The organism is Devosia yakushimensis (assembly GCF_030159855.1).
Classification (GTDB): Bacteria; Pseudomonadota; Alphaproteobacteria; order Rhizobiales; family Devosiaceae; genus Devosia; species Devosia yakushimensis.
In genome coordinates this window covers 1-25,376 of the sequence record NZ_BSNG01000011.1, presented here as the reverse complement: position 1 = coordinate 25,376, position 25,376 = coordinate 1, and the positions used below count along the sequence as shown (strand labels likewise).

Sequence of the window (25,376 nt, the reverse complement as noted above, 5' to 3'; positions counted from 1 at the left end):
TCCCGATCGCCCTGCCGGACTCCTCGCCCGCGACCGCCGCAGCGCCGCGCACCGTCCGCGGCTATGTCGCCAGGGCCGCGCGCGCATCGTCGGCGCCGCTCGCCGAGCCCGAGGGAGTCGACCTCGCCTACGACACGATCGCGGTGCCTCAGGCCGACACTGCCGGCATCAGCGACGCCATCTATGAGGCATACGGACTTCAGGCCATCCGTATTCCCGGCTCTCAGGCGCACCCCACCCAGCTCGTGCAGTCGGCCGCCATGGCGAGCGTCACGCCGCCCCGGCCGAGCTACCGGCCGCGCCTGCCGCACAACATCCTCGACCTTCTGTCCGACGCTCAGCTCGAGACGGTGATCTATGCCGGCGAGGCGCATGCGGAATTTCTCGCGGGCGCCTGGACGGTGGACGACACCTTCGATGTCGTCAGCGCCGCGCCGGACGATGCCACGGGTGCCGTCCGCTTCCGGCAAGGCTTCATGATCGGCGACGGCACCGGCGTCGGCAAGGGCCGGGAGTCTGCGGCGATCATTCTCGATCATTGGATGCAAGGGCGCCGCAAGGCAGTCTGGATCTCGAAGTCCGACAAGCTGATCGAGGACGCGCAGCGCGACTGGTCGGCGCTCGGCATGGAACGGCTGCTGGTCTCGCCGCTCTCCCGCTTCCCGCAGGGCAAGCCGATCACGCTGCCTGAAGGCATCCTATTCACCACCTATGCCACGCTGCGCTCCGACAACCGCGGCGACAAGGTTTCGCGCGTCCGGAAGATCGTCGAATGGTTGGGCGCCGATTTCGACGGCGTGATCGTGTTCGACGAGAGCCATGCCATGCAGAATGCCGCCGGGGCGAAGGGCGAGCGCGGCGATGTCGCCGCCTCCCAGCAGGGCCGTGCGGGGCTGCGACTCCAGCACGCCCTGCCGAACGCGCGCATCCTCTACGTGTCGGCGACCGGCGCCACCACCGTCCACAATCTCGCCTATGCCCAGCGGCTCGGCCTCTGGGGCAGCGAGCATTTTCCGTTTTCGACCCGCGCCGAATTCGTCGAAGCGATCGAATCCGGCGGCGTCGCGGCGATGGAGGTGCTGGCCCGCGACCTCAGAGCGCTGGGCCTCTACACCGCCCGCTCGCTGTCCTTCGCCGGCGTCGAATACGAGCTGGTCGAGCACGAACTGACGCCCGAGCAGGTCCGCATCTACGATGCCTATGCAGGCGCCTTCGCCATCATTCACAACAACCTGGATGCGGCGATGCAGGCGGCCAACATCACCGGCAGCTCCGGCACGCTGAACGCCCAGGCCAAGTCGGCCGCCCGCTCGGCCTTCGAGTCCGCCAAGCAGCGCTTCTTCGGGCACCTGCTGACCTCGATGAAGACACCGACATTGATCGGCTCGATCACGCGCGATCTGGCCGACGGACATTCGGCCGTCATCCAGATCGTCTCGACCGGCGAGGCGCTGATGGAGCGCCGCCTCAGCGAACTTCCCACCGAGGAATGGAATGACGTTCGCGTCGACATCACGCCGCGCGAATATGTCCTCGACTACCTCGCCCATTCCTTCCCGGTCCAGCTCTACGAGCCGTTCACCGATTCGGAGGGCAATCTGTCGTCACGTCCGGTCTATCGGGACGGCCAGCCCGTCGAGAGCCGCGAGGCGGTGGCCCGCCGGGACGAACTGATCGCGCAACTCGCCAGCCTGCCGCCCGTGCCGGGCGCGCTCGACCAGATCGTCCAGCATTTCGGGGTGGACGTCGTCGCCGAAGTCACCGGCCGGTCGCGGCGCATCGTGCGCAAGCCAGGCTCTGCCCCGGGCAGTGATCGCCTCGTGGTCGAGACGCGTGCCGGTTCGGCCAACCTCGCCGAGACGCAGGCATTCATGGACGACCAGAAGCGTGTTCTGGTGTTTTCGGACGCCGGCGGGACCGGGCGGAGCTACCACGCCGAGCTTTCGGCCCGGAACCGGCGGCTGCGCGTACACTATCTGCTCGAGGCCGGCTGGAAGGCGGACACCGCCATCCAAGGCCTTGGCCGTACCCACCGGACCAACCAGGCGCAGCCGCCGCTGTTCCGTCCCATCTCCACCAATGTGAAGGCCGAGAAGCGTTTCCTCTCGACCATCGCCCGCCGTCTCGACACGCTGGGCGCCATCACCCGGGGCCAGCGGCAGACCGGCGGCCAGGGCCTGTTCCGGCCGGAGGACAATCTCGAAAGCCACTATGCCCGCGACGCGCTGCGCCAGCTCTACATGGTCATCGTGCGCGGCAAGGTCGAGGGATGCTCGCTCGAACGCTTCGAGTCCGCTACCGGCCTCAAGCTGATGAATGACACCGGGATCAAGGACGATCTGCCGCCCATCACCACCTTCCTCAACCGCATGCTGGCGCTCACCATTGATTTGCAGGGCGTACTGTTCGAGGCCTTCGAGCAATTGCACGCTGCGCGCATCGAGGGCGCTATCGCGTCGGGCACCTATGACGCCGGGCTGGAGACGCTACGGGCGGAGAGCTTCGTCGTCACCGGCCGGGAGGTGATCCACACCCATCCGCGCACCGGCGCCGAAACCCGCCTGCTCACCATCACCGAGCGCCAGCGCAACCGGCCGGTCACGCTCGATGCCGCGTTCGGCCACCTCCGCGATCCGCGCGCCATGCTGCTGGTCAACCAGCAGTCCGGCCGGGCCGCGGTGCAGATCCCGACCACCAGCGTCATGCTCGATGATGGCGAGGTCGAGCGGCGTGTCCGCCTGATCCGGCCGATGGAGGCCCAGAACCTGCCCCTCAAGGCAATGGCTGAAACCCGCTGGGTCGAGGCCGATCGCGACGCCTTCTCGTCGGCCTGGCAGGCCGAAATCGCCGACGTGCCGGAATTTTCCGACAGTGTCCTCCACATGGTGACCGGGCTGCTGCTCCCCATCTGGCGGCGCCTGCCCAACGAGTCGACGCGGGTCTATCGCCTGCAGACCGATGCCGGCGAGCGCATCATCGGCCGCCGCGTCTCGCCGGCCTGGGCGGCCAATGCGACGGCGACGGGCGTCCCTTCGCTCACGCCCGAGCAGGCCTTCGCGGCATTGCTGGACGGGCGCACCATCCTCGACCTCGCCGAGGGGCTGCAACTGCGCCGCGTCCGCGTCATGGGGGCATGGCGCATCGAGTTGACCGGCTTCACCGACACGATGCGCGAGCGGCTCACCGCCTACGGCCTCTTCCACGAGATCATTTCGTGGAAGCTCAGGATGTTCGTGCCGGTCGACGCCGCCGGCATCGCGGTGCTCGATCGCGTGCTCGGACGCTGGCCGGTCGAGCGCGTCAGCGAGCGGGAGAGTGCATGATGTCCCGCCACGACGCGGCCGAACTCGCGCATCGTCTCGGCGAACATGCCGAGGCAGTGTGCCGGCACTATCTTTCCAACGGACGTCGCTCGGGCAATTACTGGCAGGTTGGCGACGTCCGCAATGCGCCGGGCCGGTCGATGTTCGTCCGGCTCAGGGACTCGCCGAATGGACCGGCAGGCAAATGGACCGACGCCGCCACCGGCGAGCATGGCGATCTGCTCGACGTCATTCGTGACGCGCTTGGCCTCATCGGCTTCGGGGCGGTTGCCGACGAGGCGAGAACCTTTCTGGCCATGCCCCAAACCGAGCCGGAACGGCGTTCTTCGCGTGCCACCGCCACGCCGATTCCGGCGGGATCGCCGGAAGCCTCGCGACGGCTCTTCGGCATGTCACGACCGATCCCCGGCACGCTCGTCGAGACCTATCTGCTGGGACGCGGCATTACGGCTTTGCGCGGAACCGGATCGCTCCGTTTCCACCCGCGCTGCTACTACCGGCCCGAGGACCATGGGCCGACCGAGGCCTGGCCGGCCATGATCGCGTCGGTCACCGATCTGGGCGGACATCAGACCGGCGCGCACCGCACCTGGCTCGATCCGGACGGCAACGGCAAGGCGCCGATCGACACGCCGCGACGTGCCATGGGCGATCTCCTCGGTCACGCCGTCCGCTTTGGCGTACCGACCAGCGTCATGGCGGCGGGCGAAGGCATCGAGACGACGCTGTCGCTCCGATGCGCCTTGCCCGACATGGCCATGGCGGCGGCGCTCTCGGCGGCCCATCTCGGGGCTATCCTGTTCCCGCCGACCTTGCGCCGGCTCTATGTCATCCGCGACAACGATCCGGCCGGTGACACTGCCCGTGACGCTCTGGCCGAACGCGCAGGCGAGGCCGGAATCGAGGCGATCGTGCTGTCGCCTGAACTCGAGGACTTCAACGACGATCTCCGCCACTTCGGCCTTCAAGCCCTGCGCGCGGCGATCGCGAACCAGCTCATGCGCCAGGATCGGCTGCGCTATCTGAAGCGGGCGGCATGAACCGGTAAGGGATGTGGCGAGGTCTGGCGTTGCCGGGATCGCTGGTGAACCGCTCGCCGGATGAGAGCCGCGACCCGGCCTTCGAGAGGGCGATCGGGCCCACAAACGGGCCGGCCAGGCAATGGCGGCGGCCGACTATTTTCCGGCGGCGCGCGATTGGTGACAAAGACCAGCGACTGCCGGCACGCCTTTCCATCGCGAGGCAAAATAGCCGGCCTCTGCCATCCTCCGCTGTCGCTCCGGCCCTGCGCTTCGCTCCGGGTGCCCGGCCGTCCCGCCCGTGGGCTTTCGTCGCCATGAAGGCCGCGAGGGTCGCGGTCCAGCCGACGGGAGATCCCCATGAGCGAGCACGACGACACCGCACCGCACCACGCCGCATCCCCGACCGATCACGTCCTTACCGAACTCCAGCTCTATGGCTGGCGCCCCTATAGTGACGAGCCCGATCCGCGAGCGCTGCCCGACGGCGAGCAGGTGGCCGGAGCAGTGGCCGACATCTTCGACGCACTTATCGCCACCCTGGCCGATACGCGCCTCGAACCCGATCTCGACGACCTGCTCTGGTCGGTCAGCAACGTGTTCCATCGTGCTGTGCTGCGGATCGAGCGGCAACTCGACGACAACGAGCAGGCCCAGCGCCGCCTGCAGCGCGAACAGGACGGCACCGAGATCAAGGCGGTCGAACTCGAAACCCTCACCGCCCAGGGCCAGACAATGCTCGAACGGCGCGACGCCTTCGAACTCATGCGCGACCAGTCCGCCGAGCGCTACGAGCAGCACACCGGCTCGGCCTGGCGGCCACGCTCCGGGTCGATGGTCAACCACCGTCACCTGACGTCGGCGATGATCGACAGCCGCGATTTCCTCGCCGCAAGGCGTAAGGCCGAGACCGAGGTGATGCTTCCGACCGGTCCGAAGATCGCCCTGACCGGCGGCCTCGACTTCAACGATCACCACCTCGTCTGGGACACGCTCGACAAGGTCCACGCCAAGCACCCCGACATGGTGCTGATCCACGGCAAGTCGCCCAAGGGCGCAGAACTGATCGCGGCCAAATGGGCCGACAGCCGCAAGGTGCCGCAGGTCGGCTTTGCGCCCGATTGGGAGAAGCACGGCCGTTCCGCACCGTTCAAGCGCAACGACGCGATGCTCGACATCCTGCCGATCGGGGTCATCGTCTTCCCGGGCACCGGCATCCAGGACAATTTCGCCGACAAGGCGAAAAAGCTCGGCATCAATGCCTACGACTTCCGCAAGAAGGACGGCGCGTGAGCGCCGTCCACGACCATCACCGATGCGACGAGCGTGATTTGCGCCACACGCTCGCTGCGCTATACTTCACCTCGCGCCGCGGTGGTGGTGGAGGCGCAACCGTTCGACATCGTCCACGGAGACCACCACCATGATCATCATCGGCATTCTCGTATCGCTGGCGGGCGTCATCGCGCTCTGCTGGCTGCTCTTCAATCTCGCCGTCTTCGCGCTCCCCCTGTTCGCCGGCATCTGCATCGGCCTCTGGGCGAACAGCACCGGAGCTGGCGGTCTCGGCGGCGTTATCGTCGGCGCGCTTGCCGCGGCGGCAACTTTCGGCCTGTTCCAGCTTCTGTTGCTCGTGCTGCGGCCCGCCTGGCTGAAGCTCCTCGTGCTGCTGGTCTTCGTCGCGCCGGCAGTCATCGCCGGCTACCACGCCACCTTCGGCATCGTGAAACTGACCATGCCGTCCGAGACCTGGCAGGTGGTCTTTGCCATTGCCGGCGCTATTGCCGTCGGCATCACGGCCCTCCTGCGTCTCACCATGATGGCCCCGCCCGGACCAGCCGGACAGGATGTCGCGCGAGCCTCGTGACCGAAGCGACCGGCCGGGACAGAGCAGCCCGACAGTGAGCCCCCACTTTCGTCACTCGAAGGTGGGGAGGCGCGGGCGTGAACGAGCGACGCGTCAAACGCGAGAAGCCCGCATAATGGGCCGGCATTGCCGTCATCGCCCGCTCCAGCGTGGATATCAGCACGATGCCGGGAATGCGTGGTCCGGGGCGGCGTGCCACTGCTCAGGCGATGGCGGAGGCGGGACAGGGGTTCTTTGGATCGCCGCGAGACAATCCCCAAGGTGAAGCCGTCAGACGGTCCCAGCCACGCGCAGTCGCCAGAGCACTTCTCCCCGGTTCCTTTCAAATCTCAAGACCGCTCCAGTACGGCCTCTCTATCTGGCTTGATCTGTCCGAAGGCCGGCTTCGCCTCGATCGCCTAAGGCGCAACAGCGCCGTCAAAACTATCTTCCCCTCCCGGCCAGGAGGCCGGGTTCCTCGCGAGACAAGATAGTTCCTCCTTTGCCGTCAGGCCCCTTCAGGGTGCGCCGTCGATCGCCTTCGGCCGGACGATCGCCATCGAGGCCGCATGGTGCGGGCTCGAGCCAGAAACCAAGGAGAACTACCATGGCCACCATCGGCACCTTCAAGAAGACCGCCAACAACGAATTCACCGGCGAAATCGTCACTCTCTCGGTCCAGGCCAAGAACGTCCGCGTCACCCCCGACACCCGCGCCAGCGGCGAGAACGCTCCCAGCCACCGGATCTTCGTCGGCCGAGCCGAGATCGGCGCCGCCTGGAGCAAGCAGTCCAACGAGGGCCGTCCCTACCTGGGCTTCAAGCTCGATGACCCCAGCTTCACCGCCCCGATCTACGCCAACCTGGTCGAGGACGAAGATGGCGAGAGCTACAGCCTGATCTGGTCCCGCCCCAGCCGCCGCAACGGCGAATGAGGTTCCACAATCACCCCGCCCGGCTGGTCCGGGCGGGACCTTCTAGCTTAATGAGGCATCGGGCGGGCGGAATCAATCACTCTGATCGTCCAACACAAGATTGACATGGCTGGTACCAAGCGCCTGAGCAAGCTCATAGAGTGTTACGACGGTCGGATTCCTCTTCCCGCGTTCGAGATCGCTGAGATACTGCTGGCTGAAACCAGAGCGTGCCTCAACATCCTCCTGCGTCAGGCCCTTCTCCCGACGCAGTCGGGCGAAATTCCGACCGACCAGCTTGCGCATATCCATGCACAGACTGGTTCCAGTTTACACACTATAAGTTTATCAACTATAATATGTAACGCACTTTTCCCGGCTAATCACCGGTGGTCCACGCCGACCGAGGTTCCTAAGAACAAGCTTCAACCGGTAGGTGGACGCCTTCACTGACAACCTGCCTAGGCATGATATAGACTCGCCGGTTGGGGGTAGACTGTGACACGAACGACATTTCTAGACGCACCACCAGAGAGTCCCGAACTCACGGAATACGATCGCGCGCATATGAAAGCGTATATGAGGGTGCTGGACGCTGCTACCGAGGGAGCGGACTGGCGTGAAGCCGTGGCGGTGATCTTCGAGATCGATCCCGAGGTCGAGCCCGAGCGGGCACGGCGTGTGCACGACAGCCATCTCGCGCGCGCTCGCTGGATGACCGAGCATGGCTACCGCAAGCTGCTTCACGGGAAACCGCTATAGCGCGCCGCGGTGCGCCGCAGGCATCGCCCGGTGCTCTCTTAAACTCTTCCCAAACTCTCAAGTTTCCGGGACGCTGCCCGCCCCACGTTGCGGCAACGAGGAACAACGATGACGCCCGACATCTCCCACTGGCGCTCCTCGGAGACATACCACTATCTGGACGAATTGAATTCGACCGACCTCGCCTGGGAATGGCTCAGGCGCAATAAAGACTATCAACAGGACTATGCCCGCGCCGAGGACGCCTCCGCACGGGTGGAACTCCGCAGGAAGTGGGGATTGCAGTTTTTTCGTCCCGCCGTCGCTGAGTGCTGGAGAGGGTCCCGTGTTCTGGTCCGTCGAGGCGGACACGAGCGCTGTGCTGCTCACGCAGTCGCCCATCGTGCTGCCGACGGCCGGCAACCTTTCCTCTGAACTGCGCGATCCAGCCGCGCAGCCGGACGACCAGGGCGAACACATGGTGTTCACTGTCGGCAAGCAGGCCATTCGCTTGCTGCGGCTGCCCGGCGCACCGGCTGGAACGGCGCTCGCCGCGCTCGTGCCGCTTGATGCCGACGGCTTCGACAGGATCGACGCCATCGACCGCCTGCTCCGCGCCCTGCAGGGGCGCACCGTTCCCGACGACCGGCGACTGACGCCCCAACAGCGGCGTCGGCATCGGCAGATGCTGCAGGCGACCGATGGACGCTTGAACGGCGCCAGCTATCGCGATGTGGCCATCGCCATGTTCGGGCCCCGACGCGTTGCGGCCGAGCCTTGGAAGACCTCTCCCTTGCGCGCCACCATCATCGGTCTCGTCCATGGCGGCCGCGTCATGATTGCCGGCGGCTATCGTCAGCTTCTGCGTCATCGCCGCAAGGAATAGGCCGGAATCGCCAACGGCGGGGGTGAGGATTTTCGGCATCGAAAGTTCCTCATCCCCCTTCGCGCCCCGTCTTCGCCACCATGGTCCGTGCCCGCCGTTCGACACCGGCGGTCTGATCGCACTCGCGGAGACCCGCTCATGACTTCCAATGCCCCCGGCATGCCGCCGCGCTACCTCAGAACCCCCGAGGCCGCCCGCTTCCTCGGTCTCTCGGACCGCACGCTCGAAAAGCACCGTACCTACGGCACCGGGCCGGCCTACCGGAAACTCGGCGGCCGCGTCGTCTATGCGCTCGAGGATCTGCAGGCCTGGGCAGATCGCGGCACCAAGACCTCGACCTCCGATCCCGGCCACGGCACGGTCCATCCGGCCCGCCGCCTCGACGCCCGCTGAGCGGTGATCCCGATGAAAACTTCATCGCGTCCACGCGGCGAGCGCGCGAAACTCGATCCCTTCGAGGCGCTAAGCGGCGACGTCCCGCCGCGCGACCAGCGCGATCTGATGGCGCATCCCTTCTTCTCGCTGTCGAAGTCGCGCCGCGTCGCGCCCATCCACTACAAGGCCGGCGACGTCGAACTGCAGGTCTATGCCGTCGCCGAGCACGGCATGGCGACGATCTGGGATGCCGACGTGCTGATCTGGGCCGCGAGCCAGATTCTCGCCGCGCAGGATCGCGGGCTGCCGACCTCGCGCTTCTTCCGTTTCACGCCCTATCAACTCCTCACCGGCATCGGCCGCACCACGGGCGCGCGCAGCTACTTCCTCATCAAGAGCGCGCTCACCCGCCTGCAATCGACCGTCATCCGCACCACCATCCGCCAGGGCGAACACTGGCGGCGCCAGCAGTTTTCCTGGATCAACGAATGGGAGGAACTGGCGACGCGCAGCGGCCGCGTCGAGGGCATGGAGTTCGTCCTGCCCGAATGGCTCTATCAGGGCATCGTCGACCGCCGCCTGGTCCTCGCCATCGACTCCGACTATTTCGAACTCACCGGCGGCATCGAGCGCTGGCTCTATCGCATCGCGCGCAAGCATGCCGGCCGTCAGCTCGGTGGCTGGCGCTTCGAACTGCGGCATCTCCATGCCAAGAGCGGCTCGCTCGCGCGCTATTCCGACTTCGCCATCGACATCCGCGCCATTGCGCGCCGCCAACCGCTCCCGGGCTATTCGCTCGCCCTCGACCGCACCGCGGACGGGCAGGAGCTTGTCCACATCCGCCCTGTGGAAAAGCTGTGCGCAACTTCGCCAGATATCCGTACATCAGGCGCAAGCGGTATCCGTACAACAGGCGCAAACCTATCTGTACATCAGGCGCACGAGCCTCAGTTAAGCCTTTGGCCTGGCGAGCGGAATCGCGCCCGTAAAGACTCTAATGAAGAGTCTAAATCTTATTATTTGGAAACGCGTTCCGGGGATAACTTCCCTCCCTCTGGCACCATTCGCCGGAGGAGCGACCGATGATCATCGCGCTCCTCAACCAGAAGGGCGGCGTCGGCAAGACCACGCTCGCCCTGCATCTCGCCGGTGAATGGGCACGGCGCGGCAAGCGCGTCACCCTGGTCGATGCCGACCCGCAAGGCTCGGCGCTCGACTGGTCGCAGCAGCGCAGCCGCGCTGGCGCGCCGCGCCTGTTCGGCGTTGTCGGGCTGGCGCGCGACACGCTGCACCGCGAAGCGCCGGAGCTCTCCCGCGACGCCGACCATGTCGTCATCGACGGACCGCCTCGCGTCGCCGGCCTCATGCGCTCTGCACTGCTCGCCGCCGACCTCGTGCTGATCCCGGTGCAGCCGTCGCCGCTCGACGGCTGGGCTTCGGCCGAGATGCTGGCACTCCTCGCCGAGGCGCGCATCTACCGGCCGCAACTCGCCGCCCGCTTCGTGCTCAACCGATGCGGGGCGCGCACGATCATCGCGCGCGACACCGCCGAGACGCTCGCCGATCACGATCCGCCCGGCCTCGCCGCGCGTGAGATCGCCGCGCTCGCCTCCGAGATCGAGCGGCTCCGCATCGGGGCGGGGACATCGTGACCGGCGCTTCCTCCCATCGCCGCTTCACTGCGCGTCCGGGCGACCCCGATCGCTGGATCAAGTCCGCCGAGGCGTCGCCGCGCGCCAGTGCGGCCGCCGGATACACCGCGCGCCTCACCATCGATGTCACGCCCGAACTGCGCGGCCGCATCAAGGTGGCAGCCTTCGAGCGCGGCATCACCGTCGCCGACATGTTGCGGGAGCTATTCGCCCGCGAGTTTCCCGCCGACGAAAGGGGCGGCAAATGACCCAGCGCGCCTCGCTGCCGCTCAGCATGCGGCCGACGGTCGACGGGCCGCCGCCGTCAACCACACTGGTCGAACTCACCTGGCGCGAGAAGCGGATCGAATACTGGATCCGCTTCGGCCGCCAGACCTACGAACAGATCCTCGACCGGCATCGCCGTATCGTCGGCTTCGCACCGGAGACGCTTTTCGCCTTCGTGCGCTGGGCCGCTAACGACTACGGCACCGTGTTGTCGCGCATCGATATCGTGCGCGCCATCGCGCCTGGAGAGCCATTCCAGACACTGCCCTTCGTACGGCCCGGCGGCGAGATTCTGCTCCGCGCCGAGGGCTGGCCCAAGGTCGCCCGTGTGCTCGAGCATATCGACACCATCGACGCGCTCGACATCGATCCCGGTGCCGTGCCGGCCGATCACTGGCGTCACGTCCATCATTCTTCCGCCACCGGTGCCGAGCCCCGCGCATACACCATCGAGCGCCACGCCGCATGGCTCAAGCGCCGGAGCGTCGCGACATGAGCCGCGCGGCTGTCACTCTTGCCATGCTGATGTCCTGCGCGCTCGTCGCCGAGCCAGCGTGGCGCGAGCGCGACGCGACGTTCATCTGGAACGCCTCGCCCAGCGTACCGATCGGGCTCTACGGCCTCACGGCGGTGCGCCGCGTCGAAGCGCCTGATCTCGTCGTCGTCGAACCGCCTGAGCCACTCGCCGGCTTCCTCGCCGGGCGCGGCTACCTGCCGCGCGGCGTGCCGCTGCTCAAGCGGGTGCTGGCGGTCGCCGGCGACACGGTCTGCCGCCACGGGCGCACCATCGTCGCCTTCGACCACGCCTATGGCGAGGCCCGCGACCGCGACAGCCAGGACCGCCCGCTGCCGGTCTGGCAGGGCTGCCGGACGCTCGCCGACGGGGAGATCTTCCTCATGAACTGGGACGCGGCCGACAGTCTTGACGGCCGGTATTTCGGGCCGCTCCCCGTCACTTCCGTCACTGCCCACGCGCTCCCGATCTGGACCGACGCGGACGGCGACGGCCGCTTCCACTGGCACGTCGGCGACCCGCCCGACGCGCCCTGACGCCATTCCCAACCGCCAGACAGAGGAGTTTCCCATGGCACAGATCGGTCAGTTCACCCGCACACAGGCAGGCTATTCCGGGCGCGTTCGCACGCTCTCGCTCGACCTCGCGATCGTCTTCGTTCCGACCGACAATGCCGATGTCGAGAATGCGCCGGACTACCGCATTCGCCTCGGCGACGAGGATGGCATCGAGATCGGGGCGGGCTGGCTGCAGACCGGCGACCGCGTCGGCGCCTACATTTCGGTCGTCCTCGACGATCCCTCGCTCGCACAGCCGATCCGCGCCCGGCTCTTCCAGTCCGACGAGAACGGCCGCGACTGGGGTCTGCACTGGACGCGCCAGAAGAAGCGCGACGATCAGGACAAGCCCCAGGACTGATCGATGCATCCCCTCGACCCGAGGTCTGTCCTTCGGTGGCACGTCCGCTGCGGTCGTGTCGCCGTCCTTCTCCTTTCCGGCCTCTCGATCCTGGCGCCTGTGCACTGCGTGCAGGCGCAGGACGAGCCGGTCGGCGAGCAGGCCAGTGACGCGCGGTTCGATCCCTTCATCGCCGAGGCATCGGCGCGTTTCCGCATTCCCGTGGCGTGGATACGCGCCGTGCTGGCGGCCGAAAGCGCGCACGATGTTCGCGCGGTGTCTTCTGCCGGCGCGAGGGGTCTGATGCAGATCATGCCAGAGACCTGGGAGGAACTGCGCAACCGATATCGGCTTGGTGACGATCCGTTCGATCCGCGCGACAACATCCTCGCCGGCGCAGCGTATCTCCGCGAAATGCTCGATCGCTTCGGGACGATCGGCGGCACGCTCGCCGCCTACAATGCCGGTCCCGCGCGCTTCGATGAGTATCTCGCGACGGGCCGCCCGCTGCCGACGGAGACCCGCGATTACGTTGCCGCGCTTGCACCGATCCTGGGCGGCGAGCCGCTGCCAGAGAGCATGGATCAAGAGAGCGCCCGCCCCATCGATTGGCGCGAGGCACCGCTCTTTGTCGGCTCTCCCGGCAGCGGCCCCTTTGTCGGTTCGCCGCAATCCGACAGGAGCCCGACGGCAGCTTCGGTGCAGGATGAGGACACGGCTTCACCGTCGTCCAACGGAATGTTCGTAACACGCTCCGAGCCTGGAGCAACGCAATGAGGCGCTCTCCATCCCATCGCGTAATGGCGAACAACAGCGTCACGTGGCGGGCATCACGGCGGGGACCCAGCACCACAACCGCACGATGGCAGGATAAAGGGGCGCGATGTGCGCTGCGGTCGGGGGGTTATGTTTCAACGACTTGCGTGAGATTTCCGCGATGTGCGCCTCCGGTGCCTACATCGCGGCGAGAGCGTTTCACACGTCCTTTCAGCACCTTGCTGCGATGTGCGGCGATTTCGTCATGAGCGACGACCGTACCTTCCGCATCCGTCCTGGGCGCATCCGCTCGAGCAAGGCGCAGCGCGCCCGTCCCTTCATCGCCCAAGCGCTCGCCGCCGCGCAGAAGGCAGGCAGCTCGGTGTCGCGGCAAGGCAGGATCGGTCCCGGCAATCGGTCACGCTTCGGGCGCGGGCAACGCGCATCGGTGCAGGCCAATCGCCTGCTCACCGCGCGCTCACGCGGCGCGGTGATCAAGGCGCGGGTGGTGCGGATGAACCTGCGTGGCGGCAATCTTCCCAACCATCTGTCCTATCTCCGCCGCGAGGGGGTCACCCGGGACGGGGAGAAAGCACGGCTCTTCGGTCAGGGAACCGAGGAGGTCGACTCCGTGGATTTCGCCGAGCGCTGCAAGGACGACAGGCATCATTTCCGCTTCATCGTCTCGCCTGACGACGCCCTGGAGATGGCAGATCTCAAATCCTTCACACGCGATCTCGTCGACCAGATGGAGACGGATCTCGGCACCAAACTCGACTGGGTGGCCGTCGATCACTGGAACACCGAGCATCCCCATATCCATCTGATCGTCCGCGGGGTACGCGACGACGGCGAGAACCTCGTCATTTCCCGCGACTACATCAAGGAAGGGATGCGTGACCGTGCCCGCGATCTCATCACCCAGGAACTCGGCCCGCGCACCGATCACGACATCCGCCGCGCGCTCGAACGTCAGGTGCAGGCGGAGCGCTGGACAAATCTCGACCGGCAATTGAGACGCGACGCTCATCAAACCCGCATCATCGATCTCGCGCCACGCGCCGGCGAGCAGCCCGACGATTTTCACGCGCTGAAGGTCGGCAGGCTGCGAACGCTCGAGGTCTTGGGCGTTGCTCATCAGGTCGGCCATAGCCAATGGTTTCTGGCTGAAGACGCCGAAGTCACAATGCGCCAGATGGGCGAGCGCGGCGATATCATCAAACGCATGCACCGCGCGATGAATGAGCGCGGCATTGACCGCGGCGCGGCCAGCTTCGTGCTCGCCGGCGAGCGTGTCGACGGACCGGTCATCGGACGCCTGGTTGATCGCGGCCTCGACGACGAATTGAAGGGAACCGCCTATGTCGTGGTCGACGGCGTCGACGGCCGTACCCACCACATCAAGCTGCCCGACCTCGACGCCACCGGCGACGGCGCGCCGGGCTCGATCATCGAACTGCGCCGGTTCGAGGACGCGCAGGGCCATCAAAGGGTGGCGATCGCGGTTCGGTCGGACCTGCCGATCGAGAGTCAAGTCTCGGCGACCGGCGCCACCTGGCTCGACCGCCAGGCTATCAGCCGCGATCCGGTCGCGCTTGGCGAAGGTAACTTCGGCCAGGAAGTGCGTGAGGCGCTCGACCGTCGCGCCGAGCATCTGGCCGACGAAGGGCTGGCCCAGCGCCAGGGCAGTCGTGTGGTCTTCGCGCGCCGCCTGCTCGACACACTGCGCCGTCAGGAAGTCGAGGCGCTCGGCGAAAAGCTCGCCGACCAGTTCGGCCGGCCGTTCAACAAGGCAGCGACCGGCGAATACGTTGCCGGCACCTACCGGCAACGTTTTGCCCTCGCATCGGGTCGGTTTGCCATGATCGACGACGGGCTCGGATTCCAGCTCGTTCCGTGGACGCCGTCACTCGAGAAGAAGCTGGGCCAGCATATCTCAGGCGTCGCCCGCGGAGACGCCGGTGTCGATTGGAGCTTCAGTCGGAAGCGGGGGATCGGCCTATAGGCGGCGAATCCCAAGCACCTTAGCGAATGGGCGGCTCGTATTGATCCCAGTCGATCCTGTTGAGTTCTTGGCGCTTGAGAGCCTCATCGGTGATCGGCTCCGCCATCATGGGCGTGGCGAGATAGTTTGCTTCTACGCAGACCGCAGGCACCGGCTCGGTGTCAAAGGGTGGATCCGTCCTCCTCGCCGCGTTGCATATCCGCTCAAGGCCCGATTGAATCTGCAGCGAGTAGTCGAGCGGGAACGCTGGAACCTCGACGGAGGAATTACGGAACTTCGTTATGGGGTCAAAAGCCACCCCTGGGGCGATGTTCCGGAAATAGTCGAGCAGGCGCTGCGAGTAGTTGGCGGGAGCGACGGCCAGTCTCGGGAAATTGCCAAAGTCGTCGCTCCTCGGGAATTGCGCGGTACCGTGGCAGGATGTGCATGAGCTCAAGAGATTGTCGGCGGGTCCGTTCATGCGCCCGCCCCAACCAAGTTCAAGTCGCTCCGGCCAGCCAAAGAGTGTGCCGGCCAATGTCAGGTCGGTCACATTCTCACTGAGCGGATTTCCAGGAAGGACGGTCGGATCATTTCCCCAACTCAGGCCGACAGGCTTGAGCTTCCTCCAGGGGTCCGCGGAGACGACGTCGTTGCTATAGACGAACGTTCCAAATACCCAACCAGTCTCGGTGGCGTCGTCATCCCTGACCGCGATATCGACCTGAAGCAGTTGCATGGCCCTGACCCGCTCCGGCTGCACACCATCAACGACCGGATCGGATCGACCAATGTGTGCCATCCAGGAGGGCGCGTTCGCGAGGTAGGGAAGATCCGTCGACGTCGCTTCGGTGAAGAGAAGCTTGAATGTGACGGTACCCACTGGGAAGAGCAATCCCGACACATCCGGGTCGCAGGGATTTGCCCAGATTTCATGAAATTCGGAGGCACCGAAGGAATTGTAGAACCCGATCGCCCAGGTCTGAAATTCTTTCGCGAGCCCGTCCTTGTATTGGTCCGGGCGAGACGCCCTCTCCTGGGTCAATCCGCGTAGAAACTCACGACCCGAAGCGTCAGGATGCATCCACAGGGCGTGGTACCAGTCGCGTGTACTGTTCTGGGCGACATCAAAATCTACCGCCTCGTTCCCCTCAAAGGCGTAGTCGAGAGCGCCTTGTAGATAGGCTTTCCAATCACTGGTGAAGTCGATCGCCATAAAGGCGGGGAGCGGTTCGGTTGGAGCCGCCGGATAGTCGAACTTTCCGACGAAGGCATCCGTCGCGGAATAGCCGTCAGGAGTACCATAGAACATATTGTAGCTTGGGACCGTACAGGCCGCGAATGCCGCACCTGAGAATGTCGCGGTGGAGATTGCAATAAGCGCAGCCAGAACCCTCATGTCACCCCCTATGCGGGACGGCTGACGACCTTAAAAATACTGCCCCGCGGAAGTTAGTCTGCGCCGCACACCAGTCTTATTCAAGCGCAAGCCGCATCGCTCTTGTTTTTTCACTCTGCAACCGCCCACCGTGCGACCCACCTCCATATTACCTTGAAACCGATGCCTGGATATTCCGACCTGTGCTCCAAAAGGAGCACCGCTATGACGGGCACGAAAATCCTCTGGGGACAGATCATCGTTGTCGGCCTGATCGTGCTGGCGGCGGTCTGGTGCTCCACCCAATGGACAGCGTGGCGTCTCGGCTTTCAGCCGCAGCTTGGCGCGCCATGGTTTCACCTCGCTGGTTGGCCAGTCTATCATCCACCAGCCTTCTTCTGGTGGTGGTTCTCCTACGACGCCTATGCGCGCTCGATCTTTCATGAAGGCGGTATCATCGCGGCCTCCGGCGGCTTCGTTTCGATCGGAGCTGCCATCCTCATGTCCGTCCTGCGCGCTCGCGAGGCGGATAACGTCGAGACCTATGGCTCGGCACGCTGGGCCACACATCCCGAGATCAAGGAGGCCGGCCTGCTCGGCGCCGACGGCGTCGTCCTCGGTCGTTACGAGCGCGACTACCTCCGCCACGACGGCCCCGAGCATGTTCTATGCTTCGCGCCCACACGGTCGGGCAAAGGCGTCGGTCTCGTCATCCCCTCGCTGCTGACCTGGCCGGGTTCGGCCATCGTCCATGACATCAAGGGCGAAAACTGGACTCTCACTGCGGGCTTTCGGGCACGACATGGTCGCGTCCTCCTGTTCGACCCGACCAACACCGAATCCGCGGCCTATAACCCGCTGCTCGAAGTCCGCCGCGGCGAGTGGGAAGTTCGGGACGTCCAGAACATCGCCGACATCCTGGTCGATCCCGAAGGCTCGCTGGAGCGCCGCAATCATTGGGAGAAGACCTCCCACGCCCTGTTGGTCGGCGCCATTCTCCACGTCCTCTATGCCGAAAAGGACAAGACGCTCGCGGGTGTCGCGAATTTCCTGTCCGACCCAGCCCGCTCGATCGAGGCGACGCTCGCGGCGATGATGAAGATACGACACCTGGGCGATGCAGGTCCGCACCCAGTCGTGGCCTCAGCCGCGCGCGAACTGCTCAACAAGTCCGACAATGAACGGTCGGGCGTACTGAGCACTGCGATGAGCTTCCTTGGACTCTACCGCGATCCGGTGGTGGCGGCAGTGACGTCGCGCTGTGACTGGCGCATCGGCGAAATCGTGGCGGCCGATCGCCCAACCACGCTGTACCTCGTCGTGCCGCCATCCGACATCAATCGCACCAAGCCGCTGGTGCGTCTCCTGCTCAATCAGATCGGGCGGCGGCTCACCGAAGACCTCAACGCCAGGTCCAGCCGTCACCGCCTGTTGCTGATGCTCGATGAGTTCCCCGCCCTTGGCCGCCTCGACTTCTTCGAGTCCGCGCTCGCCTTCATGGCGGGCTACGGCCTCAAGGCGTTCCTCATCGCCCAGTCGCTCAACCAGATCGAACGCGCCTATGGACCGAACAACTCCATCCTCGACAATTGTCACGTCCGGGTTTCCTTCGCGACCAACGACGAGCGCACCGCCAAGCGGGTGTCGGACGCACTCGGCACCGCGACGGAAATGCGGGCGATGAAGAACTATGCCGGGCATCGCCTCTCACCCTGGCTCGGCCACCTGATGGTCTCGCGCCAGGAGACGGCACGTCCGCTCCTGACACCCGGTGAGGTCATGCAACTCCCGCCAAGCGACGAGATCGTCATGGTCGCCGGCACTCACCCCATCCGCGCACACAAGGCGCGCTACTTTGAGGACGGCCGCTTCAAGGAACGCATTCTGCGGCCGCCGGCGACCCAGCATCGACGCGACACGGCCGAGGACGACTGGAGTGTTCTGGCAATACCTACGCGCCCAGGCCTCGCAACTGGCGATCTTCCCTCCGTGGCGCCGGTCGATGACGAGGATCCGACCGAATCCGAAAAACGCCGGCAGCCTGAACTCAGCAGCAAGGTCGTGCCCGAGCCCAACCCCGCCCCTGACGACGAATTCGACGTCGATCGTGATGCCAACGACGAGGCGGCGGTGCTGGCTCAAAACCTCAATCGCTCGATGCAGAGGATCGCGCGGCAGGCCGATCTCGATCCTGGCGACGGCATGCTGTGAGGCTCGCCATGGTGAAACCCGGCAAGAAACAGCGACTGTCCATCTATCTCGATCCGCCGGTCATGAAGGCCCTGGTGGACCATGCCGCCCGCCGCGACCTGTCCCGGTCACTGGTGGCGGAGGCCGCCATCGCATCCTTCCTCTCGCCTGACGCTGCCGAGCGACAGGAGGCGGCGCTGACCAAACGCCTCGACCAGATCGACCGGCGTCTCGTTCGGCTGGAACGGGATCTGGGGGTTTCGGTCGAGACACTCGCGGTATTCGTGCGCTTCTGGCTGACGACAACGCCGCAGCTCCCAGAGCCGGCGCAGGCGGCGGCGCGCGCGCAGTCGGGCAAGCGCTACGACGCCTTCGTATCGGCGCTTGGTCGCCGGCTCGCGCAGGGTCCCAAGCTCCGGAACGAGATACCCGAAGACATCACTCCAGCGCCCGATTCGTCGGCGAGCGGCTCGGAATAGGCGGACGCCGGGCAGGCGCTTCCGCCGTTACCCTGTAATTCCACGCCAGGGTACGACGGCCGCTTGAGGCTTGTTGCCGCCGGCCCATTCCTGCCTTTTCTACTCATCCCCGATCCAGGGCCTCCGTCGTGCAGGCCCACAAGCGGAGTGGGGACGACGTGGTTGTTTCTTCCAGAGAGTCGGTGGCGGTTGAACGCGGCACGCGCATGCTGCGCACCGCCCTTGGCCCGGCCGTCGCCAGGTTTCTGGACGATCCCGCGATCGTCGAGGTGATGCTCAACCCCGACGGGCGGCTCTGGATCGACCGGCTGGCCACTGGGCTTGCCGATACCGGCGAGCAGCTTTCGGCCACAGATGGCGAACGCATCATCCGCCTCGTGGCGCACCATGTCGGTGCCGAAGTCCATTCCGGTGCCCCACGCGTCTCCGCCGAGTTGCCCGGTACGGGGGAGCGGTTCGAGGGCCTGCTGCCGCCCGTTGTGGCCGCCCCGGCCTTTGCGATCCGCAAGCCCGCCGTCGCGGTGTTCTCGCTCGCGGATTATGTGGCGGCCGGCATCATGTCCGATGCGCAGGCCGACGCGCTGCGCCGGGCTGTCACGGAACGGCAGAACATCCTCGTTGCGGGCGGCACGTCGACCGGCAAGACGACGCTGACGAACGCCCTTCTCGCCGAGGTCGCGCGCACCGGCGATCGAGTTGTCCTCATCGAAGACACGCGCGAACTGCAATGCGCGGCGCCCAACCTCGTGGCGTTGCGCACCCGCGATGGCGTCGTCTCGCTATCGGAGCTCGTGCGCTCCTCCCTGCGGCTGCGGCCCGATCGGATACCGATCGGCGAGGTGCGCGGCGCCGAGGCGCTCGACCTGCTGAAAGCCTGGTCGACCGGCCACCCGGGCGGCATCGGCACCATTCATGCGGGCACCGCCATCGGCGCGCTGCGGCGCCTCGAACAACTCATCCAGGAAGCCGTCGTCACCGTCCCACGGGCGCTCATCGCCGAGACCATCGACGTCATCGCCGTGCTCTCGGGTCGTGGGTCGGCACGGCGGCTCGCCGAACTCGTCCACGTCACCGGGCTCGAAACGACCGGCGACTACGTCCTTGCCCCCACGATCCCCAATCCCGAACCCAATGGAGCCCCGCAATGACAATGACCCTGCGCGCCCGTGCGCGCCTCGCCGCGACCGCGCTCGCCACCTCGCTCACCTTCGTCATGACGAAAGCCGCCTATGCCGCCGGATCCTCCATGCCATGGGAGGAGCCGCTGCAGCAGATCCTCGAATCCATCGAAGGGCCGGTCGCCAAGATCATCGCGGTGATCATCATCATCGTCACCGGCCTGACGCTCGCCTTCGGCGATACCTCGGGCGGCTTCAGGCGGCTGGTCCAGATCGTCTTCGGTCTGTCAATCGCCTTCGCGGCCTCAAGCTTCTTCCTCTCCTTCTTCAGCTTCGGTGGCGGGGCGGTGATTTGATGGAGGAGGTCCCGGGTTTCTCCGCGCCCGTCCGTCGGGCACTGACCGAGCCGATCCTGCTCGGCGGCGCTCCGCGTTCGGTCGCCATCCTCAACGGCACATTGGCCGCCGCGCTCGGTCTCGGCCTCCGGCTCTGGATCGTCGGCATCGTGCTGTGGGCGATCGGACACCTGGCCGCCGTCTGGGCGGCTCGGCGCGATCCGCTTTTCGTCGAGGTCGTACGCCGGCATCTGCGCATCCCCGCGCATCTTGGATTGTGAGGCGCGCAATGATGAACCTCGCAGAATATCGGCGCACCGGTGCCCGTCTCGCCGACTATCTCCCATGGGCCGCCCTGGTCGGCCGGGGCGTTGTCCTCAATAAGGACGGCAGTTTCCAGCGCTCGGCAAAATTTCGCGGACCCGACCTCGACAGTTCGGTTCCGGCCGAACTGGTCGGTGTTGCCGGCCGCCTCAACAACGCCTTTCGTCGCCTTGGCTCGGGCTGGAGCATCTTCGTCGAGGCGCAGCGGCACGAGGCTGCGACCTATCCGCGAAGCACGTTCCCCGATGCCGCCTCCGCCCTGATCGACGCCGAGCGCAAGGCCGACTTCGAAGAAGCCGGCAGCCATTTCGAGTCGAGTTATTTCCTCACCATCGTCCATCTGCCGCCGGCCGAAGATTCCGTCCGCGCCGAGACCTGGCTCTACGAGGGTCGCGAGCAGACCGGGGTCAACCCCTGGGAAATCCTCAAGGGGTTCGTCGATCGCACCGATCGTGTGCTGGCACTGCTCGACGGCTTCATGCCCGAATGCCGCTGGCTCGATGACGCAGAGACGCTGACCTATCTGCACTCGACAGTTTCGACCAAGCGTCACCGCGTTGGTGTCCCCGAGACGCCAATGTATCTCGACGCGCTGCTCGCCGATCAGCCGCTCGCTGGCGGGCTCGCGCCGCGCCTGGGCGACACGCATCTGAGGGTTCTCACCATTGTTGGCTTTCCGGGCACGACGACGCCAGGAATTCTCGACCAGCTCAACCGCCTCGCCTTCCCCTACCGCTGGGCCACACGCGCCATCCTGCTCGACAAGACCGATGCCACGCGGTTGGTGACACGCATCCGCCGCCAGTGGTTTGCCAAACGCAAGTCCATCGCCGCGATCGTCAAGGAGGTGCTGACCAACGAAGCCTCCGCGCTGGTCGACACGGACGCGGCGAACAAGGCCGCCGATGCGGATCTCGCGCTCCAGGAACTGGGCGCCGACTATGCCGGCGAGGCCTATGTCACCGCGACCGTGACGGTCTGGGACGACGACCCCGGCATCGCCGACGAGAAGCTCCGGCTGATCGAGAAGGTTATCCAGGGCCGCGACTTCACCGGCATGGTGGAGACCATCAATGCGGTCGATGCCTGGCTCGGCACGCTGCCCGGGCACCTTTACGCCAATGTGCGGCAGCCGCCTATCAGCACACTGAATCTCGCCCACATGATCCCGCTCTCGGCGGTGTGGGCGGGGCCGGAACGGGACGAGCATTTCCGAGCACCCCCACTGCTCTTTGGCAGGACGGAAGGCTCGACCCCGTTCCGGTTGTCCCTTCATGTTGGTGACGTCGGCCATACCCTGGTCGTCGGGCCAACCGGCGCGGGCAAGTCGGTGCTGCTGGCGCTGATGGCCCTGCAGTTCCGCCGCTACGACAATTCCCAGGTCTTCGCCTTCGATTTCGGCGGCTCGATCCGCACCGCAGTGCTGGCCATGGGCGGCGACTGGCACGACCTCGGTGGCGAACTGACCGAAGGCGCCGAGACCTCCGTCTCGCTCCAGCCCTTTGCCGGCATCGAGCACACGCCCGAACGCGCCTGGGCCGCCGACTGGCTCGTCGCCATCCTCGCCCGCGAGGGCGTGCTCATCATGCCTGACGTCAAGGAACACATCTGGACGGCACTCACCTCACTGGCCTCGGCCCCCGTCGCGGAACGTACGGTCACCGGGCTCACCGTGCTGCTTCAGTCCAATGACCTGAAGCGCGCGCTCGAGCCTTATTGTGTCGGCGGACCGTATGGGCGGCTGCTCGACGCCGAAACGGAAACCCTCGGATCGGCGTCCGTCCTGGCTTTCGAGACCGAGGGGCTGCTTGGCACCGGCGCCGCGCCGGCCACGCTCGCCTATCTCTTCCACCGCATCGCCGGGCGGCTCGATGGAAGACCGACGCTCGTCATCGTCGACGAGGGCTGGCTGGCGCTGAGCGATCCCGGTTTTGCCAGCCAACTCGCCCAGTGGCTGGTCACGCTGCGCAAGAAGAACGCCAGCGTGATCTTTGCCACCCAGTCCCTGGCTCAGCTCGAAAAGAGCACGATCGCCGCCGAGATCATCGACTCCTGCCACTCGCGCATCCTCTTGCCCAACGATCGCGCGATCGAGCCCCAGCTTAGGGCAATCTATCAGCGCTTCGGTCTCAACGACCGCCAGATCGAGATCATCGCCCGGGCTCTGCCCAAGCGCGACTATTACGCGCAATCCCGCCGCGGCAACCGCCTGTTCGAGCTCGGTCTCGGCGACGTCGCGCTGGCGCTGTGCGCGGCGTCCGCAAAGTCGGATCACGCCCTGATCGAAGAGGTGCTGGGCGAGCACGGGCGCGACGGATTCCTCGGCGCCTGGCTCCGCGCTCACGCGCTCGACTGGGCCGCCGACCTCATCCCCAACCTCACCAATCTCGCCGCACCGACCGCGGCGCTCGATCAACCCCCTGAGGAGATCCTCCCATGATCCGTTCCCGCTCGCGCATCCGTCACATCCTGTTCGTCACGACCATCCTGACGTCGCCGGTGGCGTTGTCGCCGCTCACCGTCACACCTGCCCATGCCCTGTTCGGCTTCGGCGACATCGTGTTCGACCCGTCCAACTACGCCGAGAACGTGCTGCAGGCGGCCCGCGCCCTCGAACAGATCAACAATCAAATCCAGAGCCTCCAGAACGAAGCCCAGATGCTGATCAACCAGGCGCGCAATCTCGCGAGTCTGCCTTACTCCTCGCTCCAGCAGATTCAGCAGTCGGTCCAGCGCACCCAGCAACTGCTGGGGGAGGCCCAGCGCATTGCCTTCGACGTGCAGCAGATCGACCAGATATTCTCGCAGCAATACGCCGACATGGACCTCACAGCCTCCGACCAGGACCTCATCGACCTGGCTCGCGAACGCTGGGGCAATACTGTCGGCGCGCTCCAGGATGCAATGCGCGTCCAGGCCGGCGTCGTCGGCAACATCGAGACGCAGCGCGCGGAACTCTCGGCCCTCGTCGGAGAAAGCCAGGGCGCGACGGGCGCGCTGCAGGCGACCCAGGCGGGCAACCAGATCCTCGCCCTTCAGGCCCAGCAACTCGCCGACCTCACGGCGATGCTCGCCGCCAATGGTCGGGCCGACGCGCTCTCCGCCGCTGAGCAGGCGGCCGCTGCCGAGCAGGGCCGCGAACAGCGTCGCCGGTTCCTCGAGCCCGGCGCCGGCTACCAGCCCGGCTCCGCCAGGATGTTCCCGGGCAGCAACTGACAGCAAGGAGGGGGTGATCCATGCACGGCAAGATGCTCGCCCGCATTGCGCTGATCATCGTGCTCGCCTTGGCCATGACGGCCGAGGCGATCCACCGTGCGCGCGAGGACCTTTCCGCCGCGATCCTTCCGGCTGCCGCCGGCCCTGAGGCAACTCGCCCGTCAGCGCTGGGCGATGCGTTGAAGCGCTGCCAGCAGATGGGCGAGGCGGCCACCCGCGACACCGGTTGCCTCGACACATGGGAAGAGAACCGCCGCCGCTTCCTCTCACCGGCCGGAGCGCACTAGCCATGGAAGGCACAGGCGTCATCGATCGGTTCCTGGAGGTTTTCACCTCCTACATCGACAGCGGCTTTGGCCTGCTGGGTGGTGAAGTCGGCTTCATTGCCTCGACGCTGATTGTCATCGACATCACACTGGCGGCTCTGTTCTGGGCCTGGGGCGCCGACGAAGACATCATCGCGCGACTCGTCAAGAAGACCATCTTTGTCGGCATCTTCGCCTACCTGATCGGCAACTGGAACAGCCTCGCGCGCATCGTCTTCGACTCTTTTGCCGGCCTTGGCCTCATGGCCTCGGGCACTGGCTTCTCGGTCGAGGACCTGATGCGGCCCGGCCGCGTCGCGCAGACCGGGCTCGACGCCGGCCGGCCGCTCCTCGAGGCCATCGCCGAGCTCTCCGGCTACTGGGCCTTCTTCGAGAATTTCCTGCAGATCATCTGCCTGCTGATCGCCTGGGTGCTGGTGCTGCTCGCCTTCTTCATCCTCAGCGTCCAGCTCTTCGTCACGCTGATCGAATTCAAGCTGACCACGCTGGCCGGATTCGTCCTGATCCCGTTTGGCCTCTTCAGCCAATCCGCCTTCATGGCCGAGCGCGTCCTGGGGAATGTCATCTCCTCGGGCATCAAGATCCTGGTGCTCGCCGTCATCATCGGCATCGGCTCTACGCTGTTCGGCGAGTTCACCGCCGGCTTCGGCGGTGAGCAGCCGACCATCGATGATGCGATGGCCATCGTGCTGGCCGCATTGTCGCTCCTCGGCCTCGGCATCTTTGGCCCAGGCATCGCCAACGGCATCGTCTCGGGCGGCCCGCAGCTCGGCGCCGGTGCGGCCGTCGGGACCGGCCTTGCTGCCGGGGGCGCGGCCGTTGCGGCAGGCGGCTCCG

General features: G+C 66.0%; 28 protein-coding genes. 26 read left to right on the top strand and 2 right to left on the bottom strand.

Annotated elements, in window-relative coordinates; translation table 11 throughout:
• From QQL79_RS22530 to QQL79_RS22510, 5 genes are all read left to right on the top strand, one after another.
• On the top strand, positions 1-3,323 hold a 3,323-nt coding region (locus QQL79_RS22530), incomplete at its 5' end, for a strawberry notch family protein (protein WP_284394594.1).
• Complete coding sequence (locus QQL79_RS22525) at positions 3,323-4,363, top strand: DUF7146 domain-containing protein (RefSeq protein WP_284394598.1); 1,041 nt, start codon at positions 3,323-3,325, stop codon at positions 4,361-4,363. The genes QQL79_RS22530 and QQL79_RS22525, both read left to right, overlap by 1 nt.
• Before the next feature lie 339 nt (positions 4,364-4,702).
• Positions 4,703-5,635 carry a DUF2493 domain-containing protein gene (locus QQL79_RS22520; protein WP_284394592.1) on the top strand — a complete coding sequence of 311 codons (933 nt, stop codon included), beginning with the start codon at positions 4,703-4,705 and terminating at the stop codon, positions 5,633-5,635.
• A 130-nt stretch (positions 5,636-5,765) separates the two neighbouring features.
• The gene (locus tag QQL79_RS22515) at positions 5,766-6,209 is read left to right on the top strand and encodes a hypothetical protein (RefSeq protein WP_284394590.1); all 444 of its coding nucleotides are present in this window, start codon (positions 5,766-5,768) and stop codon (positions 6,207-6,209) included.
• A gap of 586 nt (positions 6,210-6,795) precedes the next feature.
• A complete protein-coding gene (locus QQL79_RS22510) occupies positions 6,796-7,122 on the top strand; it encodes a DUF736 domain-containing protein (RefSeq protein ID WP_284394588.1) in 327 nt (108 codons plus the stop codon).
• 72 nt (positions 7,123-7,194) lie between these two features.
• On the opposite strand, the gene QQL79_RS22505 is transcribed toward QQL79_RS22510, so the two are convergent.
• Positions 7,195-7,413, bottom strand: a complete 219-nt coding sequence (locus tag QQL79_RS22505) for a helix-turn-helix domain-containing protein (protein ID WP_284394586.1) — start codon at positions 7,411-7,413, stop codon at positions 7,195-7,197.
• A gap of 186 nt (positions 7,414-7,599) precedes the next feature.
• Between QQL79_RS22505 and QQL79_RS22500 the strand changes: the two genes are divergently transcribed.
• The 12 genes from QQL79_RS22500 (at position 7,600) to QQL79_RS22445 (ending at position 15,194) form a co-directional block, all read left to right on the top strand.
• Positions 7,600-7,863 (top strand): DNA -binding domain-containing protein, encoded by a 264-nt coding sequence (locus QQL79_RS22500; protein ID WP_284394584.1) that lies wholly within the window; start codon positions 7,600-7,602, stop codon positions 7,861-7,863.
• A gap of 108 nt (positions 7,864-7,971) precedes the next feature.
• A complete protein-coding gene (locus tag QQL79_RS22495) occupies positions 7,972-8,277 on the top strand; it encodes a transcriptional regulator domain-containing protein (RefSeq protein WP_284394582.1) in 306 nt (101 codons plus the stop codon).
• On the top strand, positions 8,189-8,728 hold the full coding sequence (locus QQL79_RS22490) for a DUF2285 domain-containing protein (RefSeq protein ID WP_284394580.1): 540 nt from the start codon (positions 8,189-8,191) through the stop codon (positions 8,726-8,728). Before QQL79_RS22495 ends, QQL79_RS22490 begins: the two co-directional genes overlap by 89 nt.
• 138 nt (positions 8,729-8,866) lie before the next feature.
• Positions 8,867-9,121 carry a helix-turn-helix transcriptional regulator gene (locus QQL79_RS22485; RefSeq protein WP_284394578.1) on the top strand — a complete coding sequence of 85 codons (255 nt, stop codon included), beginning with the start codon at positions 8,867-8,869 and terminating at the stop codon, positions 9,119-9,121.
• Positions 9,122-9,133: 12 nt separating this feature from the next.
• On the top strand, positions 9,134-10,189 hold the full coding sequence (locus QQL79_RS22480; RefSeq protein WP_284394576.1) for a replication initiator protein A: 1,056 nt from the start codon (positions 9,134-9,136) through the stop codon (positions 10,187-10,189).
• On the top strand, positions 10,186-10,755 hold the full coding sequence (parA, locus tag QQL79_RS22475; RefSeq protein WP_284394574.1) for a ParA family partition ATPase: 570 nt from the start codon (positions 10,186-10,188) through the stop codon (positions 10,753-10,755). The genes QQL79_RS22480 and parA overlap by 4 nt, the downstream gene beginning before the upstream one ends.
• Positions 10,752-11,003, top strand: a complete 252-nt coding sequence (locus QQL79_RS22470) for a ribbon-helix-helix protein (RefSeq protein WP_284394573.1) — start codon at positions 10,752-10,754, stop codon at positions 11,001-11,003. Before parA ends, QQL79_RS22470 begins: the two co-directional genes overlap by 4 nt.
• On the top strand, positions 11,000-11,518 hold the full coding sequence (locus QQL79_RS22465) for a DUF2840 domain-containing protein (RefSeq protein ID WP_284394572.1): 519 nt from the start codon (positions 11,000-11,002) through the stop codon (positions 11,516-11,518). Before QQL79_RS22470 ends, QQL79_RS22465 begins: the two co-directional genes overlap by 4 nt.
• A complete protein-coding gene (locus QQL79_RS22460; protein ID WP_284394571.1) occupies positions 11,515-12,072 on the top strand; it encodes a S26 family signal peptidase in 558 nt (185 codons plus the stop codon). The genes QQL79_RS22465 and QQL79_RS22460 overlap by 4 nt, the downstream gene beginning before the upstream one ends.
• A gap of 34 nt (positions 12,073-12,106) precedes the next feature.
• Positions 12,107-12,454 carry a DUF736 domain-containing protein gene (locus QQL79_RS22455; RefSeq protein WP_284394569.1) on the top strand — a complete coding sequence of 116 codons (348 nt, stop codon included), beginning with the start codon at positions 12,107-12,109 and terminating at the stop codon, positions 12,452-12,454.
• A 3-nt stretch (positions 12,455-12,457) separates the two neighbouring features.
• On the top strand, positions 12,458-13,210 hold the full coding sequence (locus QQL79_RS22450; protein ID WP_284394567.1) for a lytic transglycosylase domain-containing protein: 753 nt from the start codon (positions 12,458-12,460) through the stop codon (positions 13,208-13,210).
• A 244-nt stretch (positions 13,211-13,454) separates the two neighbouring features.
• Entirely contained in the window at positions 13,455-15,194 is a 1,740-nt protein-coding gene (locus QQL79_RS22445) for a relaxase/mobilization nuclease domain-containing protein (protein WP_284394565.1), read from the top strand.
• Positions 15,195-15,213: 19 nt separating this feature from the next.
• Here the strand turns inward: QQL79_RS22445 and QQL79_RS22440 are convergent, their stop codons facing one another.
• Positions 15,214-16,572 (bottom strand): hypothetical protein, encoded by a 1,359-nt coding sequence (locus tag QQL79_RS22440; RefSeq protein WP_284394564.1) that lies wholly within the window; start codon positions 16,570-16,572, stop codon positions 15,214-15,216.
• A gap of 204 nt (positions 16,573-16,776) precedes the next feature.
• Between QQL79_RS22440 and QQL79_RS22435 the strand changes: the two genes are divergently transcribed.
• The 9 genes from QQL79_RS22435 to trbL form a co-directional block, all read left to right on the top strand.
• Complete coding sequence (locus QQL79_RS22435; RefSeq protein ID WP_284394563.1) at positions 16,777-18,762, top strand: conjugal transfer protein TraG; 1,986 nt, start codon at positions 16,777-16,779, stop codon at positions 18,760-18,762.
• An 8-nt stretch (positions 18,763-18,770) separates the two neighbouring features.
• Complete coding sequence (locus QQL79_RS22430) at positions 18,771-19,220, top strand: CopG family transcriptional regulator (protein WP_284394562.1); 450 nt, start codon at positions 18,771-18,773, stop codon at positions 19,218-19,220.
• A gap of 206 nt (positions 19,221-19,426) precedes the next feature.
• Positions 19,427-20,368, top strand: a complete 942-nt coding sequence (trbB, locus tag QQL79_RS22425) for a P-type conjugative transfer ATPase TrbB (RefSeq protein ID WP_370461288.1) — start codon at positions 19,427-19,429, stop codon at positions 20,366-20,368.
• The gene (locus tag QQL79_RS22420; RefSeq protein ID WP_284394560.1) at positions 20,365-20,694 is read left to right on the top strand and encodes a TrbC/VirB2 family type IV secretion system protein; all 330 of its coding nucleotides are present in this window, start codon (positions 20,365-20,367) and stop codon (positions 20,692-20,694) included. The genes trbB and QQL79_RS22420 overlap by 4 nt, the downstream gene beginning before the upstream one ends.
• Positions 20,694-20,954, top strand: a complete 261-nt coding sequence (locus QQL79_RS22415) for a VirB3 family type IV secretion system protein (protein WP_284394596.1) — start codon at positions 20,694-20,696, stop codon at positions 20,952-20,954. The genes QQL79_RS22420 and QQL79_RS22415 overlap by 1 nt, the downstream gene beginning before the upstream one ends.
• Positions 20,955-20,962: 8 nt before the next feature.
• Positions 20,963-23,437 carry a conjugal transfer protein TrbE gene (trbE, locus tag QQL79_RS22410; protein ID WP_284394559.1) on the top strand — a complete coding sequence of 825 codons (2,475 nt, stop codon included), beginning with the start codon at positions 20,963-20,965 and terminating at the stop codon, positions 23,435-23,437.
• Positions 23,434-24,213: a P-type conjugative transfer protein TrbJ gene (trbJ, locus tag QQL79_RS22405; protein ID WP_284394558.1), complete on the top strand. Its 780-nt coding sequence runs from the start codon at positions 23,434-23,436 to the stop codon at positions 24,211-24,213. Before trbE ends, trbJ begins: the two co-directional genes overlap by 4 nt.
• 20 nt (positions 24,214-24,233) lie before the next feature.
• Positions 24,234-24,500 (top strand): putative entry exclusion protein TrbK-alt, encoded by a 267-nt coding sequence (trbK-alt, locus tag QQL79_RS22400; protein ID WP_284394557.1) that lies wholly within the window; start codon positions 24,234-24,236, stop codon positions 24,498-24,500.
• A gap of 2 nt (positions 24,501-24,502) precedes the next feature.
• On the top strand, positions 24,503-25,376 hold an 874-nt coding region (gene trbL / locus QQL79_RS22395; RefSeq protein ID WP_284394556.1), incomplete at its 3' end, for a P-type conjugative transfer protein TrbL.